The sequence below is a fragment of the Desulfovibrio sp. TomC genome (genome assembly GCF_000801335.2).
Classification (GTDB): domain Bacteria; phylum Desulfobacterota; class Desulfovibrionia; order Desulfovibrionales; family Desulfovibrionaceae; genus Solidesulfovibrio.
The window spans coordinates 25,208-39,662 of record NZ_JSEH01000014.1; the positions used below are offsets into that span (position 1 = coordinate 25,208).

The following is a 14,455-nucleotide window of genomic DNA, read 5'->3' on the forward strand; positions in this document are numbered from 1 at the left end:
CCTGCCCGTGCTGCCCTGTTCCAGCGGCCCCGCCGTGACCCGGCCGCTTTTTCCCAAACATCAATAAGGAACTGCGACGATGAATCCGAGATGGCAAAAAATGCTCTTGGAATATCTGGAAGCCCTGGCTGTTGCCCTTGTTCTGGCCTTTGTCATCCGGACCTTCGTGGTCCAGGCCTTCAAGATTCCTTCCGGGTCCATGCTCGACACCCTGCTGATCGGCGACCACCTGCTCGTCAACAAATTCCTCTACGGCACGCACATCCCGTTCACCGACAAGTTCGTGCTGCCCCTTGAGGACCCCCAGCGCGGCGACGTCATCGTGTTCGAGTTTCCCGAGGACACCAGCAAGGACTTCATCAAACGCATCATCGGCGTGCCCGGCGACGTGGTGGAAATGAAGGACAAGGTCCTCTTCCGCAACGGCGAACAGCTCGTCGAACCCTACATCAAGCATACCGATCCGGGCCTGCAGCAGCGCCGGGACAACTTCGGTCCCATCACCGTGCCGGCCGGCAAGTATTTCGCCATGGGCGACAACCGCGACGAATCCTACGACTCCCGCTTCTGGGGATTTGTGGACAGGGACAAGATCCGCGGCAAGGCCTGGGTCATCTACTGGTCCTGGGACGGCCCAAGCGACATCCGCTTTGGCCGCATCGGCCGCATGGTGCGGTGATAGGCAGGAAGAGCGCCTCCGGCAGCCGGGGCTTTGCCCCGGACCCTGCCGGGGGGATGATCCCCCGGACCCCTGCACAGGGAGAAGGGGGCAGGGGAAGCCCCGCTGCGTCGACAGCGTTGCCGGAAGGCGGGACCCCATGCCCATGATGTGCGTGGCCATACAAACGATCTCGGCTCATACGCGGCCCCGAAATCCTGCCTGGCGGATTTCGGGGCCGCGCCGGTCGTAGGCCATGGCCGCCGTCCTTGAGCGACCAAAGCCGCCTGTCCGCCGCCGGCCGGGCCGCCCCGGCCAATGGCTCCTGCTGCTGGTCCTGACCCTGGCCGCCACGGCCGGGCTGTCCGCCCTGGGACTGCCGGCAGCGCTGCTCCTTGGCCCCATTGTCGCCGCCGTTGCCCTGGCCCTGGGCGGCGGCTCCATCCAGTTTGGCCGCACGCCCTACATCCTGGCCCAGGCCGTGGTCGGCTGTCTCATCGCCCGGGCCGCCAGCCCGGCCGTGCTGCCGACCCTGGCCGCGAGCTGGCATCTCTTTGCCGTGGTCATCCTGGCCGGCCTTGGGGCCAGCGCCGCCATGGGGTGGCTGCTCTACCGCCTGGACATCATGCCCGGCGCCACCGGCATCTGGGGCGCCTCGCCCGGCGGGGCCGAGGCCATGGTGGTCATGGCCGACGCCTGCGGGGCCGATGCCCGGCTGGTCGCTTTCATGCAATATCTGCGGGTGCTGTGCGTGGCCCTGGCCGCCAGCCTCGTTGCCCGTCTGGCCGTGCCGGCGGGGGCTGTCCTGCCGCTGCACGCCGCCACCGTCTGGTTTCCCCCGCCGACTCCCGGCTGGGGCACGGCCGCCGGCCTGATCCTCCTTGGCGGCCTGGTTGGTCTTTTCACCCGGATTCCGGCCGGGGCCATGCTCGTCCCCATGCTGGTCGGCGCAGCCCTGCGCCTGGCCGGCGCGACCGAGATCGAACTGCCGCCATGGCTGCTGGCCGCCTCCTACGCCGGCATCGGCTGGCGGGTCGGCCTGGGCTTCACCCGACAGGTGGCCGTCTACGCCGCCCGGGCTTTGCCGGCCATCTTGGCGGCGATCACCGCGCTCATTGCCTTTTGCGGCGGCCTGTCCTGGCTCCTTTCCCGGCTGACCGGCATGGACGGGCTGACCGCCTATCTGGCGGCCAGCCCCGGGGGCATGGATTCGGTGGCCGTCATCGCCGCCAGCTCGCCCGGGGTCGATTTCGCCTGCGTCATGACCATGCAGACCATGCGCTTTTTCCTGGTGGTGCTCCTGGCCCCGGCCATGGCCCGTTTTCTGGCCGCCCGGGCCGACGCGCGCAGCCGCGACAGGTAGCGAACAGAGCCGGCGTCAACGGGGCAGACACGGCAACAGGCCGGACGCCGCGGGTGCGGCGTCCGGCCTGTCCGGGAGCAAAAGGGCGAGGTCTGGCCGCCCCTGCGGCGTGCCGTCAAGCGCTCTTACCGGAGAGCCGGCGGCCCTCCGTCGTCCTTCATCTGATCAATCAACCCCTTGAGCACCTGGGACTGGTGGGCCAGTTCCCCCACGGCCAGGGCGGACTGCTGCATGGCGTCGGAGGTTTCGGCGGAAATGCGGCTGACGTCCTCAATGCTCCGGTTGATCTCCTCGCTGGCTGACGATTGTTGTTCGGAAGCCGTGGCAATGGAGCGGACCTGATCCGTGGTCAGATCGACCAGGGACACGATGGCCTGAAGGGCCTCCCCGGATTTTCCGGCCAGACCGGTCGCGGCGTCGATTTTCTGGACGGCGTTCTCGACGTTGCCGATGTTTTTGCGCGCGCCCTCCTGAATCCCCCGGATGGCCTCGCCCACTTCCTTGGTGGCGGTCATGGTCTTTTCCGCCAGCTTGCGGACCTCGTCGGCCACCACGGCGAAGCCGCGCCCGGCGTCTCCGGCCCGGGCGGCTTCGATGGCGGCATTGAGCGCGAGCAGATTCGTCTGGTCGGCGATGTCGGAGATGACATTGAGAATTTGGCCGATGCCTTCGGCCTGCTTGCCGAGCGTGGTCATGTCCGTTTTGAGTTCAAGGGCTGTGGACTGGACTTCGCCGATGCTTCCGACCACCTGGGTGACGACCTGGGCGCCTTCCTCAGCTTTGTGCTTGGCCTTGTCGGCCGTATCGGCCGCTTGCGAGGCGTTCTTGGCAACCTCGAGCACGGTGGCGTTCATCTCTTCCATGGCTGTGGCGGTTTCGCTCACCCGGCGCGACTGCTCCTCGGAGCCGCGGCTGGATTGTTCGATCTGGGCGGAGAGTTCTTCCGAGGCGGTGGTGACCACCTCGACCACGCTTTCCAGCTCGCCTGCCGCCTGGAGCATGCCTTCGGTCCGGGCCTTTTCGGCTTCCCTGCGGGCCTCCTCGGCTTCCTGGACGGCTTGGGCCGCCCGCGTCGAGGCCTCTTCGGCCAGCCGCGTTTTCGCGTCCGCTTCGTCGATCTTGCCCTTGAGGGTGGTGACCATGCTGCGCAGGCTGTCGGCCAGTTTCCCGATCTCATTGCCCAGATGCAGGTCCAAGGCCTTGTCCAGGTTGCCGCCGGCCACGTCCGAAGCGAACTCCTCAAGCCGTTTGAGCGGAGTGACCACAATTTTTTCCTGCGCCAGAAGGCATGCGCCGATCAGGGCCAGGACGGCGAAGGAGCCCAGCAGGATCATGAAATTGCGATCCTGCTGGGCCTCGGATTCGATCTCGCTCGTATTCATGGCAAAGGCCAGGATCCAGTCCCAGCCGGGGACGCGGGTCCAGGTGATCATTTCCTCTTTGTCGCCGCGCTTGAGGACGCCTTCCCCGTTTGGCGTTTTGAGCATCGCCCCGACGCCCGGGTCCCCGGAGATGTCCTGCAGCAGCAACGCCCGGTCGGGATGGCCGACCACGACGCCTTTGGGGGAGAGAATGAAGGGATGTCCCGACTTGCCCAGACGGATCGTCTCAACGTAGTCGGCCAGCAGTCGATCCAGGGCGTAGGACATGCCGACGCCGCCCAGCACTTTGCCGGAAGCGTCCAAGATCGGGGCCGTGACGCTGACGATCAACTTCCCTGTGGCGATGCTTTTCGTGGGGACGTTGCTGTAGCCCTCTTTCCCGGCCAGGGCGTCCTTGATGTACTCGCGGTTGGAAATATCGTTGGGTTTCGACGGGTTGCCCTGGACCATCAGAAGGACTTGTTTGCCCTGGGCGTCGAACACGTAAAACGAGTTCACATCGGCCGAAGCGAGCGACATGGCCTGGAGGATGTCGTTTACAACGGCTTCCTTTTCCCCGGAGCGTAAATACTCCCGCAATGCTGGGATTTTGGAAATACCGCGCATCCGTTCCATTTGCTGCACCCCAAAATCGGCCGTCGTCTTGGAAAGGGTGCTGGCCATCAATCCCATATCGTACTTTGTTGTATCAATGCTCGATTTGTATATTGATGAAGCCACAAAATATATCAAAACGGATTGAATCAATAACACGACAATGCCGATTACGCAGGCCATCGCTAATCGTATGCTTCTCACGGCGACAGTACTCCTGTTTTGCTGGTCATTCCCTTGTCAATAAAGAAATTGCAAGGAAACCAGTTGTCTTCGGTTAAAAAAAATAGCCTTCGTCCACAGGCAGACAACCGTACTGGCCAAGCCTCTCCTGAGCCGCGGGTGCATGGAAATCCCGGGTTTCCCAGAATCGTAAGGACGAGCAGCAACCGAAACGTGATTTCGGGTACTCCATAATTGAAAAAACATCCAAAAGAATCTGGCACGGCAAAAAATTGAAATGATTATCCTCTTGAAATGCTATCCGAATTGCCGAATTCATCCAGGAAGGCGTTGCGTATTGGCCAGGGAGTTTCCAAGAGGCGACATGCTGGAACAGTGTATGAGGCGATGGTGCATTCATCGTTGTCGGAAAACAGTCAGCAGGAGGAGCGGGACGTTGGTTCCCTGGCCGTCCGGGTGAGGATCAGGCCAGACGTTTGGAGGGAGATGCATGGACAGGCGCTTTGCCCAGGCAGCCGCTTCGCGCATTGTGCAATCCAGGCGGGCGGGGATGCACTGAAGAACTGGTCTTGAAGTCACGGTTGTGACGGTTCGACTTGCTCCGGATCGTACCCGCCGTTTTGGAGGGACTGTCGGAGCAGGTGGAGAAACACGGTCTGGGCAGTGCTTGGCCGGCGGCCGGTCAGGGTCATGACCGTCACTGCGGCATCCAGGGACCCGTCGTCCCAAGCCAGGCTGGCGAGTTGCCCGGCCCGGACCCGGTCGGCCACGGCCAGCTCCGGGGCCAGGGCCAGACCGTGGCCGGCGACCACGCAGCGCAGGAGCATTTCCAGGCTGGTGCAGGACGTCACTGCCGCCGGAATCGCGCCGGCCCGCAGCAGGGCCTGTTCGACGCGCTCCCGGGCGCTCCAGACATGGCGGGTGACAAGCAGCTCCCGGCCATGGAGATCGGCCGGGATGACGCGGCCGCGACCGGCCAGGGGGTCGTGCGGGGCGGCGACGACGACAAGGCGCTCCCGGTGAATCACCGTGGCCGTCACGCCCTCGGCCACATAGGGCTGGCCAAGAACGATGCCGCAGTCCACCACGCCCTGGCGCAGGTCACGGACCAGCCCCTGGTCCGAGCGTGTGGCCAGGGTCAGGCGCAGGCAGGGGAAGCGGCGGCGAAAACGAGGCAACAGCACCGGGAGTACGGCCAGCCCCAGGCTCTCGGACAGGCGCACGGACAACGACGTGGCCTCGTCATCATCGCCAGCCAGCTTCTGGCGGGCCTCGGCTTCCAGGTCCAGCAGCCGCCGGGCGTAGCCGGACAGCCGGCGGCCGTGTTCGGTGACGGTCACCCGGTTGCCGGTCCGGTGAAACAGGGCCACGCCGACGGTCTGTTCCAGGGCCTTGATCCGGGCGGTCACGGCCGAGGGCGACAGGGCCAGTTCCCGGGCAGCCTGGCGCAGCGATCCGGCGGCGGCAGCGGTCAGGAAGGTGTGCAGCTGCCAGGGGTCAAGCATGTGCATATTTCTCGAACCTCAGGTGTTAATTATTGCATTTGCCTCGCACCGTATCCCGGATTAGCCTTGCAAACAATGTTCTTGAAATCAAAATGTGGAGCTGGCTTGGGGCGGCTTTGGGAGTACCCATGGACCTTTTGACCATCGGCGTCCTTTGTCTGGGGGCGTTTTGCGCGGGTTTCACCCAGGGGCTGGCCGGGTTCGGTTCGTCGCTGGTGGCCCTGCCGCTTTTGGCCCAGGTGTTTGATCTGAAACTGGCCGTGCCGGTGTGCCTGTTCCTGTCCTTGTCGGTGAACAGCGTCATGGTGTCGCGTCTTCGCGGCCATATTCAGTTCGGGCCGCTGGCCCTGCTCCTCGTCTCCTCGCTGCCGGGCATGCCGCTTGGCGTGTATGCCCTGCGGGCGGTGTCCGGGGATTGGCTCAAGACCGTGCTGGCTGTGGCTATTTTCGTCTTTGTGGCCAACGAATGCCGGGGGGTGCGCTGCGCCGCGCCGGCCGGGCGCGGCTGGGGCGTGGCGGCCGGGTTTGTAGCTGGCTGCACCGGCGGGGCTCTCGGCATCAACGGCCCGCCGATAGTGGCCTGGATGTCTCGGCTGGGCCTTGACCGAAACGCTCTGCGGGCCACGCTGGTCTCCTATTTCCTGCTGGCCGGCTGCGGCGTGGTCACTTCCCAGTTTTTGGCCGGGCTGGTGACCGGGCCGGTGCTCATTCGGGCGGCGGTGGCGCTGCCGGCCCTGGGCCTGGGCATTGCCGCCGGGGTGGGACTTTGCGGGCGCATCAGCGAGGCAGCCTTTCGCCGGGTGGCGCTCTTTGTCCTTGGGGGCACGGCTGCGAGCCTGCTTTTTCAGGGTGTGCGCGGCATCGTCGCCGGCTAGGGTTTCCGCGCGGTCTTGGCTTGGCCCGGTAAAACGGCTATAGACCCGCTCTGGCATCCGCCCACGGCCGCCAGCCCGGAGAACCTCCGTCCCGCGCCGCGACCGGCCGCCCACCCAAAATACCCATGTTCGTCAGCACCAATCCGGCCACCGGCCAGCCCATCGCCACCTATGCCGCCCATGACGCCGCTGCGCTGGCGAGTATTCTCGACGCCGGCCTGGCCGCCAAGGCCGACTGGAGCGCCTGGCCGCTCGATGCGCGCTGTCAGGCCCTTTTGCGGCTGGCCGATCTGTTCGAGGCGCGCGTGGCCCCCCTGGCCCGGCTGGCCGCCCTGGAAATGGGCAAGCTTTTGCCCGAGGCCGAGGCCGAGGTGCGCCGCTGCGCCCGGGCCTGCCGTTTTTACGCCCGGATGGCCCCGCGCTGGCTGGCCGATGAACCCTGCCCGAGCGAAACCGGCCGGCGCATGGTGGTCTATGCCCCGCTTGGCGTCATCTTGGCCGTCATGCCCTGGAATTTCCCCTACTGGCAGGTGATGCGGGCGGCCGTGCCGCTGGTGGCCGTGGGCAATGCCGTGGCCGTCAAGCCAGCGCCCAACGTCATGGGCGCGGCCATGGCCCTGGAAGGGCTTTTTGCCGAGGCCGGGTTTCCGGCCGATCTGGTCCGGGTGGTGCGTCTGCCTGAGGATCTGGTGCCGGCGGCCGTGGCCCACCCGGCCGTGGCCGGCGTGACGCTCACCGGCTCGGTGCGGGCCGGGGCGGCCATTGGCGCGCTGGCCGGAGCCAACATCAAAAAGGCGGTCATGGAGCTTGGCGGCTCCGACGCCTTTATTGTCCTGGCCGACGCGGTGCTAAACGACTGCTGCGTGGCGGCCGAGACCGCCCGGATGCGGGTGTGCGGCCAGGCCTGCATCGCGGCCAAACGGTTTATCGTCGAGCGCCCGCTCTATGAGGCTTTTGGGCGGCGGCTGGCCGACATGCTCACCGCCCACACCCCGGGCGACCCGTTTGATCCGGCCGCCACCCTTGGCCCCCTGGCCCGGCTTGATCTCTTGAAAAATCTGGACCGGCAGGTGCGGGAGTCCGTGGCGGCCGGGGCGCGGCTTGTGGCCGGCGGCCATCGCCTGGACCGGCCGGGCTTTTTTTATGCGCCGACGTTGCTTGCCGATGTGCGGCCCGGGATGCCGGCTTTTGACGAAGAGCTTTTTGGTCCGGTGGCGGCCCTGGTTGCGGCCACGGACGCCGAAGACGCCCTGGCCCTGGCCAATGCCTCGCCCTACGGGCTTGGCGGCAGCGTCTGGACCGCCGATACGGCCCGGGGCTTGGCCCTGGCCCGGCGGCTGGAGGTCGGCATGGCCACGGTCAATGCCGTGCCCCGGTCCGATTTCCGGCTGCCCTTTGGCGGGGTCAAGCGCTCGGGCTATGGCCGGGAGCTGTCCCGCCACGGACTGCTGGAATTTGCCAACATCAAGACCCTTGTGGTGGAGGAACCATGACCGAACAGGATGACGCCGCTATCGAGCGGCAGGCGGCCGAACTGGCGGCCGAGTTGGCGGCCCTGACCGAGCAACGGGACGCCGTCGAAGCCAAGGCCCGGGAACTGCTCGCCGCCGAGGACCACAAGGCCGGGGTGACCTTTGCCCAGGAAATTTTTGCGGCCAAGCAGCAAAAGCTGATGCTTGAAACCGAAATGGAAATCGCCCGCCGCCGCCGCAACCGACTGCTCATGCCGCAGTAGGCTGCGGCCGAAGGTCCACGACGCGCTTGTCGTAACGCTTAAGTCGCAAACCGGCAGCTCAGGCCGCAGTCGGCTGCGGCCTTTTGGCCTCGCCGCCGTCTTCCACGGCCAGCCGGGTGCAGTTGTACATGAGGATGACGGCGTTTATGGCCGCATCCTGCCGGCAATGCTGTCTGGCCGCGCACAGGATCGGGTGCAGGCGGGATTCGATGTCCCGGCCGCATCGGGCCAGGGCCAGCCGGGCCAGTTGCTCCGAGCCTCCCGCTCCCCGCCAGGGCAAGGTCAGTGCCCGCACCATGCGCCGAAATGTTGCGGCCCCGTCGTCCTTGGGGGGCAGGCCGGCCCCGGCCGGCAGGCTGCTCCCGAAAAACGGGCAGCCCGAGTCGCGCATGGCCGCGATGAGCAGCCGAAACGCCGCCCACTGGCCGGTTTCCTGAACTTCCGCCAGCTCACCTCCCCGGCGCAGGGTCAGGCATACCCGCGCATGGGAGAGAACCGGGGAAAAGGCTGCCAGCACGGGTTTGATGGCCTCCGGCAGCAGACAGCCGCCAGCCAGCCGGGCCGTCGGGCAGGGGTGGCCTCGCCGGCAGGGTACGGCGCGGCCTGTCCCGGCTTTCGGGGTGGTCCTCGACAGGAAGAATCGGGTCGAGGGAAGGCCCTCGACGGTCAGGCTGCATTCCATGGCATCCTCGCTTGGTTCCCGCTCGTCAGTCGCGTCCACGTTTCCATGTCGCCCGGCCCTGGCCAGCGGTTTCACGACAACATCCTTTTATTGCAGCATTTTTGGTGTTGGCTTACGGCAGGGCAGGTGGGGACAAGGATTTGTACCGGCCTTGTCCGGGGACGGCTTGCCTGGGTCGATTGAGCCATCCCATCCGGCGGCGTCATTCGCGCGTCAGCTTCGTAACATGTTGGAATAATGTGATATTATAAAGCAATTTCAAGGGAGTACAAAATACTGCCCCTGGCGTCTGGATTGGCCGGGAAGGGTAAAGGCTTTTGTACTGTTTTGGGGGTGAAAAACCGGGTCTGGTGCAGTCTGAAACATGTCCATTTGTTTCAATATTCTGAAATAATATGATAAAAATTGTTTGAATTGGTTTTGGCACGGCCATTGCTAGTAGAGAAACATCCTTCCTCCGAAAAGGACATTTCGGAAAGCGGCTTGGGGTTGGCGACCTGAAGCCGCTTTCTCTTTTGTGAAGACGCCGTTTCCATGCAGCGGCAGAAAACAAAAACGCCGTCCCGATCCGGGGCGGCGTTTTTTTATGCCTTGTGGGAGCGGGCCGGTCGTGGACTTAGGGGACCGGATGCTTGGTGCGACAGGCGCGTTCCACGCCCCAGACTTCCTCGTCGTGCTCCACCGGCATGGCGTTTTTGATGATGCAGTCCAGGGCCTTTTGCGAATAGTCCTTGCACTCCGGGTCGGTTGGGTCCTGGAAGCGGCATTTGCAGGCCCGGCGCATGAGCATTTTGCCGTCGCGGGAGGCGGCCTTCTTGGCGAAAAGCATGGTGCAGTCGGGATACGTTTTCGGGCCAAAGGACTGGGCCGAGGCTGGGGCAGCCAGCAGGAGGACGAAAAGCAGGGTCGTAACAAGTCGGATCATGCGAAATCTCCTTCGGGAGCATCCTGGCAATACGCCGGCAGCTTGGCGCAATCGAGCACACCCGTCAACCGGCCGCCCTTGGGACCGGGTGGGCCTTTTTCCAGATTGCAGCGCCAATGGTGCGGAAAAATCGTCCCCGGGTTTTGTCCTGTCTCGGCCCAGGAAGGTTTTCGCGGACCGGGCAGGGGCTAGGGGGCCGGAGCGGCGACGCCCGGGGGCGACGCTGGCTGTGTCGGTGGTTTGGCCGGAGACGATACAGTGGATTGCGCCGGGGCCTGGACCGAAGGCGACGCCGTGGGCCGGGCAGGTTTGGCGTTGGCCGGGGCCGGCGGCGGGGCGACCGGCCGCGGGCTGGCCGGCTCGAAAGGCGTCGGCGCATCGGAGGGCGCAACAATCACCACGTCCGGCTTGGCCGGGGCTCTGGATTTCTTTTTTTCGGTACGCTCCCCCTCGCCCGGCATCCCCGGCGACCGCTTTGTGTCCGTCCCGGTGGCGCGAGAGGGGTGTTGCCCGTCGGTCGGGACCTCCGGGCGGTGCGGCAGCCCGGCGGCGGCCGCCGGCGGGGCCATGGGCTGGGGAACGCCCAATCCCAGGGCCTTGGCTGCGGCCGCATTGCCCGGATCAGCCGCCAGGGCGCGTTCATAGGCCCGTTTGGCCTCGGCCGGCCGATCGGCCAGGGTGGCGGCCAGCCCTTCGTCCTCGGCCAGACGCGACAGGAAAAACCGGGCTCCGGGGGATTTGGGGTCGATGGCCAGGGCCTGGCCCCAGGCGCTGGCCGCCAGATTGGCCTTGCCCTGCCGGCGATAGACCAGACCCAGCAGTTCCAGGGCCGCGGTGTTGCGCGGTTCCAGCTCCAAGGTGGCCTCCAGCTCCAGCCGGGCGTTGGCCGGCGCATCCAGGGACCAGTAGGCATAGCCGGTGAGAAAGCGAAGCAGCGCGTCGTCGGATTCGGTTTGCTGGACCTTGGCCAGGAGCTTGATCCCTTCGGCCGTGTGTCCGTCCTGCAAGGCGGCAAGGCTCAGGCCAAGCACGCTTCGCCGGTTGCCTGGATCGGCCTTGTCCATGGCTGCAAACCGCCCGGCCGCAGCGGCCGGATGGCCGGCCAGCAGATCCAGGCAGCCAAGGGTCCACAGGGCAAACAGGTCGTCGGCCCGGGCGGCAAGGGCTTTTTCCAGCTCCGCCCTGGCCCGGTCGCTCTGTCCGGAACCGGCCAGGGCCAGGCCCAGACGGGTGCGGGCATAGGGGTTCTCCGGATCGGCGGCCAACGCCTCGGCAAAAGTCTGGCTGGCCAGTTCATAGCGGCCGCGAAGCAGGGCCTCGGCGCCGATAAAGAGCCGGTCATTGGCGGAGGCGGCTCCAAGCGGGGCCGGGATGGCGGTCAGGACCAGACACAACAGCAGGAGACGGGGAAGATGCATGTCCGGGGCTTGGCAAAGGGGCGGGGGCCTGTCAAGACCGGGTATGGCCGGGCGCGGGCGTTTGGTGTACAGAAAAACCCCGCGTTTCCCCGTCCATTGCCCGGGGATGCGCCGGCCGGCCTGGGCCGGCCAAGGAGTGAGGCCCATGCGGCGAGTCCTTAAAAAAACGGCCATTGCGGCCCTGATTGCCGCCCTGGCCGGCCCGGCCTGCACCACCACCGGGCCGTCCGGGCCGCCCCGGGCGCTGGAGACGTCGTATCCGTCGCCGGATTATCCGGCCGAGGCGGCTGCTCCGGCTCCGGCCCGGGTCGCCACACCGGCCCCGGCCCCGGGGTTGGCCGAGCGGCCCCTGGCAGCCCCGGCCCGGGCGGTCGCGCCGGCGCAGACAGCGCCTCCGGCCCCGGCTGCGGCCCCGCCCGCTGCGCCAAGGCCGGCCCCGGCCCTCGATTTTCAGGCCATTGACGCCGACCGCAACGGCCGAATCACCCTGGAGGAATGGCGAAATTTCCAGGAACGCGAATTTCGCCGATATGACGCCAATAACGACGGAGTGCTGACCCAGGACGAACTGGCCGCATCGCCGCGCAAACCGACCGGACCTGCGGCCCGGGCCATGCCGTAACGGCCCCGGCCCGTTGCCCGCTGTGACGCATTCAGACAAGGAGCTGCCATGCAATCGCCCGTCATTCCTGTGCCCAAGGGCTTTTCCTTTGCCACTGCCGCCGCCGGGTTCAAATACGCCGCCGGCCGCGATGACCTGACCCTGATCGTCAGCGACGGCCCGGCCGCCGCTGCCGGGGTTTTTACCAAAAATTTGTTCCAGGCCGCCCCGGTCACCGTGGCCAAGGACCATATCGCCGCCACCGGCGGCCATGCCCGGGCCATCCTCATCAATGCCGGACAGGCCAATGCCTGCACCGGCGCGGCCGGCATCGCCGACTGCCGCGAGACCCTGTCCCTGGTGGCCAAGGCCACCGATCTCTCGCCCGGCGAAATCCTGCCCGCCTCCACCGGCGTCATCGGGGCGCGGCTTAAAATGGACAAATGGAAGGGCATTGTGCCGGCCCTGGCCGCCAATCTCGGCGAGACCTCGCCGATGCAGGCGGCCAAGGCCATCATGACCACCGACAGCTTTCCCAAGATCGCCTGGGGCACGCTCACCACGGATTCCGGCGAAGTGCACGTCCTTGGCATGGCCAAGGGAGCCGGCATGATCGCCCCCAACATGGCCACCATGATCGGGGTGCTGCTCTGCGACGCCCAGGTCGGGTCGCTGTGGTGGCAGGAGGCCGTGGCCGCCGCCGCCGACCGCAGCTTCAACAGCATCACCGTGGACGGCGACACCTCCACCAACGACTGCGTCCTGGCCCTGGCCAACGGCGCATCCGAAGTGGTCATCGACTCGGCCGAGGGCCGGCAGGCCCTGCTCGCCGTCATGGTGGACGTCTGCCAGACCCTGGCCGCCATGCTGGTCCAGGACGCCGAGGGCGGCACCAAGGTGCTGCGCATCAAGGTCCAGGGCGCGGCCTCTCATGGCGATGCCGAACTGGCCGCCCGGGCGGTCGGCAATTCGCCGCTGGTCAAGACGGCCTTTTTCGGACGCGACGCCAACTGGGGCCGCATCGTGGCCGCCCTGGGCCGGTCCGGGGCCGTGTTTGATCCCGACGAGGTGTCCGTGCGCATCGGCGGCGTGCCGGTCTTTGAAAACGGCATGCCGGTGGCCGACGACCTCGACGCGCTTTTAGCCCCCCACATGCGCCGGGGCGAAATCCCCATCGACGTGGAACTGGGCGGGGGACCGGGGCGCTATCTGCTCCTGGCCTCGGATTTGACCTACGACTACATCAAGATCAACGCCGACTACCGTAGTTAGGGGAAAGAGAGGCCTCCGGCGGCCGGGGGGGATAATCCCCCCCGGACCCCCTTGGTGGGAAAGGTATTTATGGGGTTCCCGGCGCTGGCTGACAATTCGGTCGGCAGCGGGCGGGGGCCGAGAGAGATGGACGCATGACGACTGACGATCTGGGCAAGGTGGACATGAGCGACCGCGACCGGCTGACCCGGCTGGCCGATCTGGTCTTTGAGGCCGGCATGCTGCGCAAGACGCCGCGCACCGGCTACCAGTTTCTGGGCACCGGGTCGGAAAACGTGGCCGAGCACAGTTTCCGCACGGCGCTCATTGGCTTCACCCTGGCCAGGCAGGCCGGAGCCGATCCCTACCGCACCATGGCCCTGTGCCTGTTTCACGACCTGCACGAGGCCCGCACCGGCGATTTCAACTACGTCAACAAGCTCTACAACACGGCCGACTCGCGCCGGGCCCTGGCCGACGCCGTGGCCGGCACCGGGCTGTCCGGCGACGTCCTGGGACTCCATGACGAGCTGGAAGACGCCGATACCCTGGAAGCCCGGCTGGCCCAGGACGCCGACCAGATCGACCTGATCGCCAATTTGAAGGAAGAGCTCGATCTGGGCAACCGCTACGCCGACGCCTGGATCGAGGCGGCCATGGCCCGGCTTCGCACCGACGCCGGCCGGGAACTGGCCCGGACCCTGGCTGAAACCGACCACGCCGAGTGGTGGTTCAACGGCCCGGACAAGCAGTGGTGGAACCGCAAAAACGGCGTCGCCCCCAAGGACTGAGCCATGCGCGCAGCCGTTATCTCCGATTCCCACCTGCGCACGCCCAATGCCTTTTTTACGGCCGTCTACGACCGTTATCTGGCCCCGGCCGACTACATCTTCCACTGCGGCGACCATACCGGCTTTGCCGTGTGGAGCCACCTCATCCAACATCCCGGCCATGTGTCGGTTGCCGGCAACTGCGACGGCTACGATCTGGGCGCGGAGCTGGAACCCCTGGCCGAGCGGACCATCGCCGGTTTCCGGGTGGCCGCCGTCCACGGCTGGGGGCCGCGTCCCGGCCTGTCGGCGCGTCTGGCCGAGGCCCTGGCCGGGCGCTTTGACGTGGTCTTTTTCGGCCATTCCCACACCGCCGAAAACACCCTCTACGGCGCCACCCGGCTGATCAACCCCGGCGCGCTTCAGCCCGGCGGCAGCCTGGCCCTGGTGGATTTCACCGATGCCGGCGTCCGGGTGGAGTTCGTTTCGGTCTGATCTGGCCCGCCCCTTCCC

The 14,455-nt window shown here is 66.3% G+C and carries 14 protein-coding genes; 9 read left to right on the forward strand and 5 right to left on the reverse strand.

Features of this window, described 5'->3' with window-relative positions; genetic code table 11:
- Positions 1–79 precede the first annotated feature (79 nt).
- Positions 80–679: a signal peptidase I gene (gene lepB, locus NY78_RS14035; protein ID WP_043637221.1), complete on the forward strand. Its 600-nt coding sequence runs from the start codon at positions 80–82 to the stop codon at positions 677–679.
- Positions 680–914: 235 nt separating this feature from the next.
- Positions 915–2,021, forward strand: a complete 1,107-nt coding sequence (locus NY78_RS14040; RefSeq protein ID WP_043637224.1) for an AbrB family transcriptional regulator — start codon at positions 915–917, stop codon at positions 2,019–2,021.
- Between the two features lie 125 nt (positions 2,022–2,146).
- On the opposite strand, the gene NY78_RS14045 is transcribed toward NY78_RS14040, so the two are convergent.
- On the reverse strand, positions 2,147–4,180 hold the full coding sequence (locus NY78_RS14045; RefSeq protein ID WP_043637227.1) for a methyl-accepting chemotaxis protein: 2,034 nt from the start codon (positions 4,178–4,180) through the stop codon (positions 2,147–2,149).
- A 575-nt stretch (positions 4,181–4,755) separates the two neighbouring features.
- Positions 4,756–5,691 carry a LysR family transcriptional regulator gene (locus NY78_RS14055; RefSeq protein WP_047960196.1) on the reverse strand — a complete coding sequence of 312 codons (936 nt, stop codon included), beginning with the start codon at positions 5,689–5,691 and terminating at the stop codon, positions 4,756–4,758.
- A gap of 122 nt (positions 5,692–5,813) precedes the next feature.
- On the opposite strand from NY78_RS14055, the gene NY78_RS14060 reads away from it, so the two are divergent.
- The 3 genes from NY78_RS14060 to NY78_RS14070 all read left to right on the forward strand — a co-directional run bounded on the left by NY78_RS14060 (position 5,814) and on the right by NY78_RS14070 (position 8,295).
- Positions 5,814–6,560 (forward strand): sulfite exporter TauE/SafE family protein, encoded by a 747-nt coding sequence (locus NY78_RS14060; RefSeq protein ID WP_043637232.1) that lies wholly within the window; start codon positions 5,814–5,816, stop codon positions 6,558–6,560.
- Between the two features lie 125 nt (positions 6,561–6,685).
- Positions 6,686–8,053, forward strand: coding sequence for an aldehyde dehydrogenase family protein (locus NY78_RS14065; RefSeq protein WP_043637234.1), 1,368 nt, complete (start codon positions 6,686–6,688; stop codon positions 8,051–8,053).
- Positions 8,050–8,295 carry a hypothetical protein gene (locus tag NY78_RS14070; RefSeq protein WP_043637237.1) on the forward strand — a complete coding sequence of 82 codons (246 nt, stop codon included), beginning with the start codon at positions 8,050–8,052 and terminating at the stop codon, positions 8,293–8,295. The genes NY78_RS14065 and NY78_RS14070 overlap by 4 nt, the downstream gene beginning before the upstream one ends.
- A 58-nt stretch (positions 8,296–8,353) precedes the next feature.
- On the opposite strand, the gene NY78_RS14075 is transcribed toward NY78_RS14070, so the two are convergent.
- The 3 genes from NY78_RS14075 to NY78_RS23135 all read right to left on the reverse strand — a co-directional run bounded on the left by NY78_RS14075 (position 8,354) and on the right by NY78_RS23135 (position 11,467).
- Positions 8,354–9,052: a hypothetical protein gene (locus NY78_RS14075; protein ID WP_043637240.1), complete on the reverse strand. Its 699-nt coding sequence runs from the start codon at positions 9,050–9,052 to the stop codon at positions 8,354–8,356.
- Positions 9,053–9,593: 541 nt separating this feature from the next.
- Entirely contained in the window at positions 9,594–9,902 is a 309-nt protein-coding gene (locus NY78_RS14080) for a hypothetical protein (protein ID WP_043637243.1), read from the reverse strand.
- Between the two features lie 188 nt (positions 9,903–10,090).
- Positions 10,091–11,467: a tetratricopeptide repeat protein gene (locus tag NY78_RS23135; RefSeq protein ID WP_053062219.1), complete on the reverse strand. Its 1,377-nt coding sequence runs from the start codon at positions 11,465–11,467 to the stop codon at positions 10,091–10,093.
- Here NY78_RS23135 and NY78_RS25770 point away from each other — a divergent pair.
- The 4 genes from NY78_RS25770 (at position 11,466) to NY78_RS14105 (ending at position 14,437) form a co-directional block, all read left to right on the forward strand.
- Positions 11,466–11,942, forward strand: a complete 477-nt coding sequence (locus NY78_RS25770; protein ID WP_043637245.1) for a hypothetical protein — start codon at positions 11,466–11,468, stop codon at positions 11,940–11,942. The two genes, NY78_RS23135 and NY78_RS25770, sit on opposite strands and share 2 nt — an antisense overlap.
- Before the next feature lie 48 nt (positions 11,943–11,990).
- Positions 11,991–13,193 (forward strand): bifunctional glutamate N-acetyltransferase/amino-acid acetyltransferase ArgJ, encoded by a 1,203-nt coding sequence (gene argJ / locus NY78_RS14095; protein ID WP_043637248.1) that lies wholly within the window; start codon positions 11,991–11,993, stop codon positions 13,191–13,193.
- Positions 13,194–13,327: 134 nt separating this feature from the next.
- Positions 13,328–13,963 carry an HD domain-containing protein gene (locus NY78_RS14100; protein WP_043637251.1) on the forward strand — a complete coding sequence of 212 codons (636 nt, stop codon included), beginning with the start codon at positions 13,328–13,330 and terminating at the stop codon, positions 13,961–13,963.
- A gap of 3 nt (positions 13,964–13,966) precedes the next feature.
- The gene (locus tag NY78_RS14105; protein ID WP_043637253.1) at positions 13,967–14,437 is read left to right on the forward strand and encodes a metallophosphoesterase family protein; all 471 of its coding nucleotides are present in this window, start codon (positions 13,967–13,969) and stop codon (positions 14,435–14,437) included.
- The last annotated feature ends 18 nt before the right edge of the window (positions 14,438–14,455 follow it).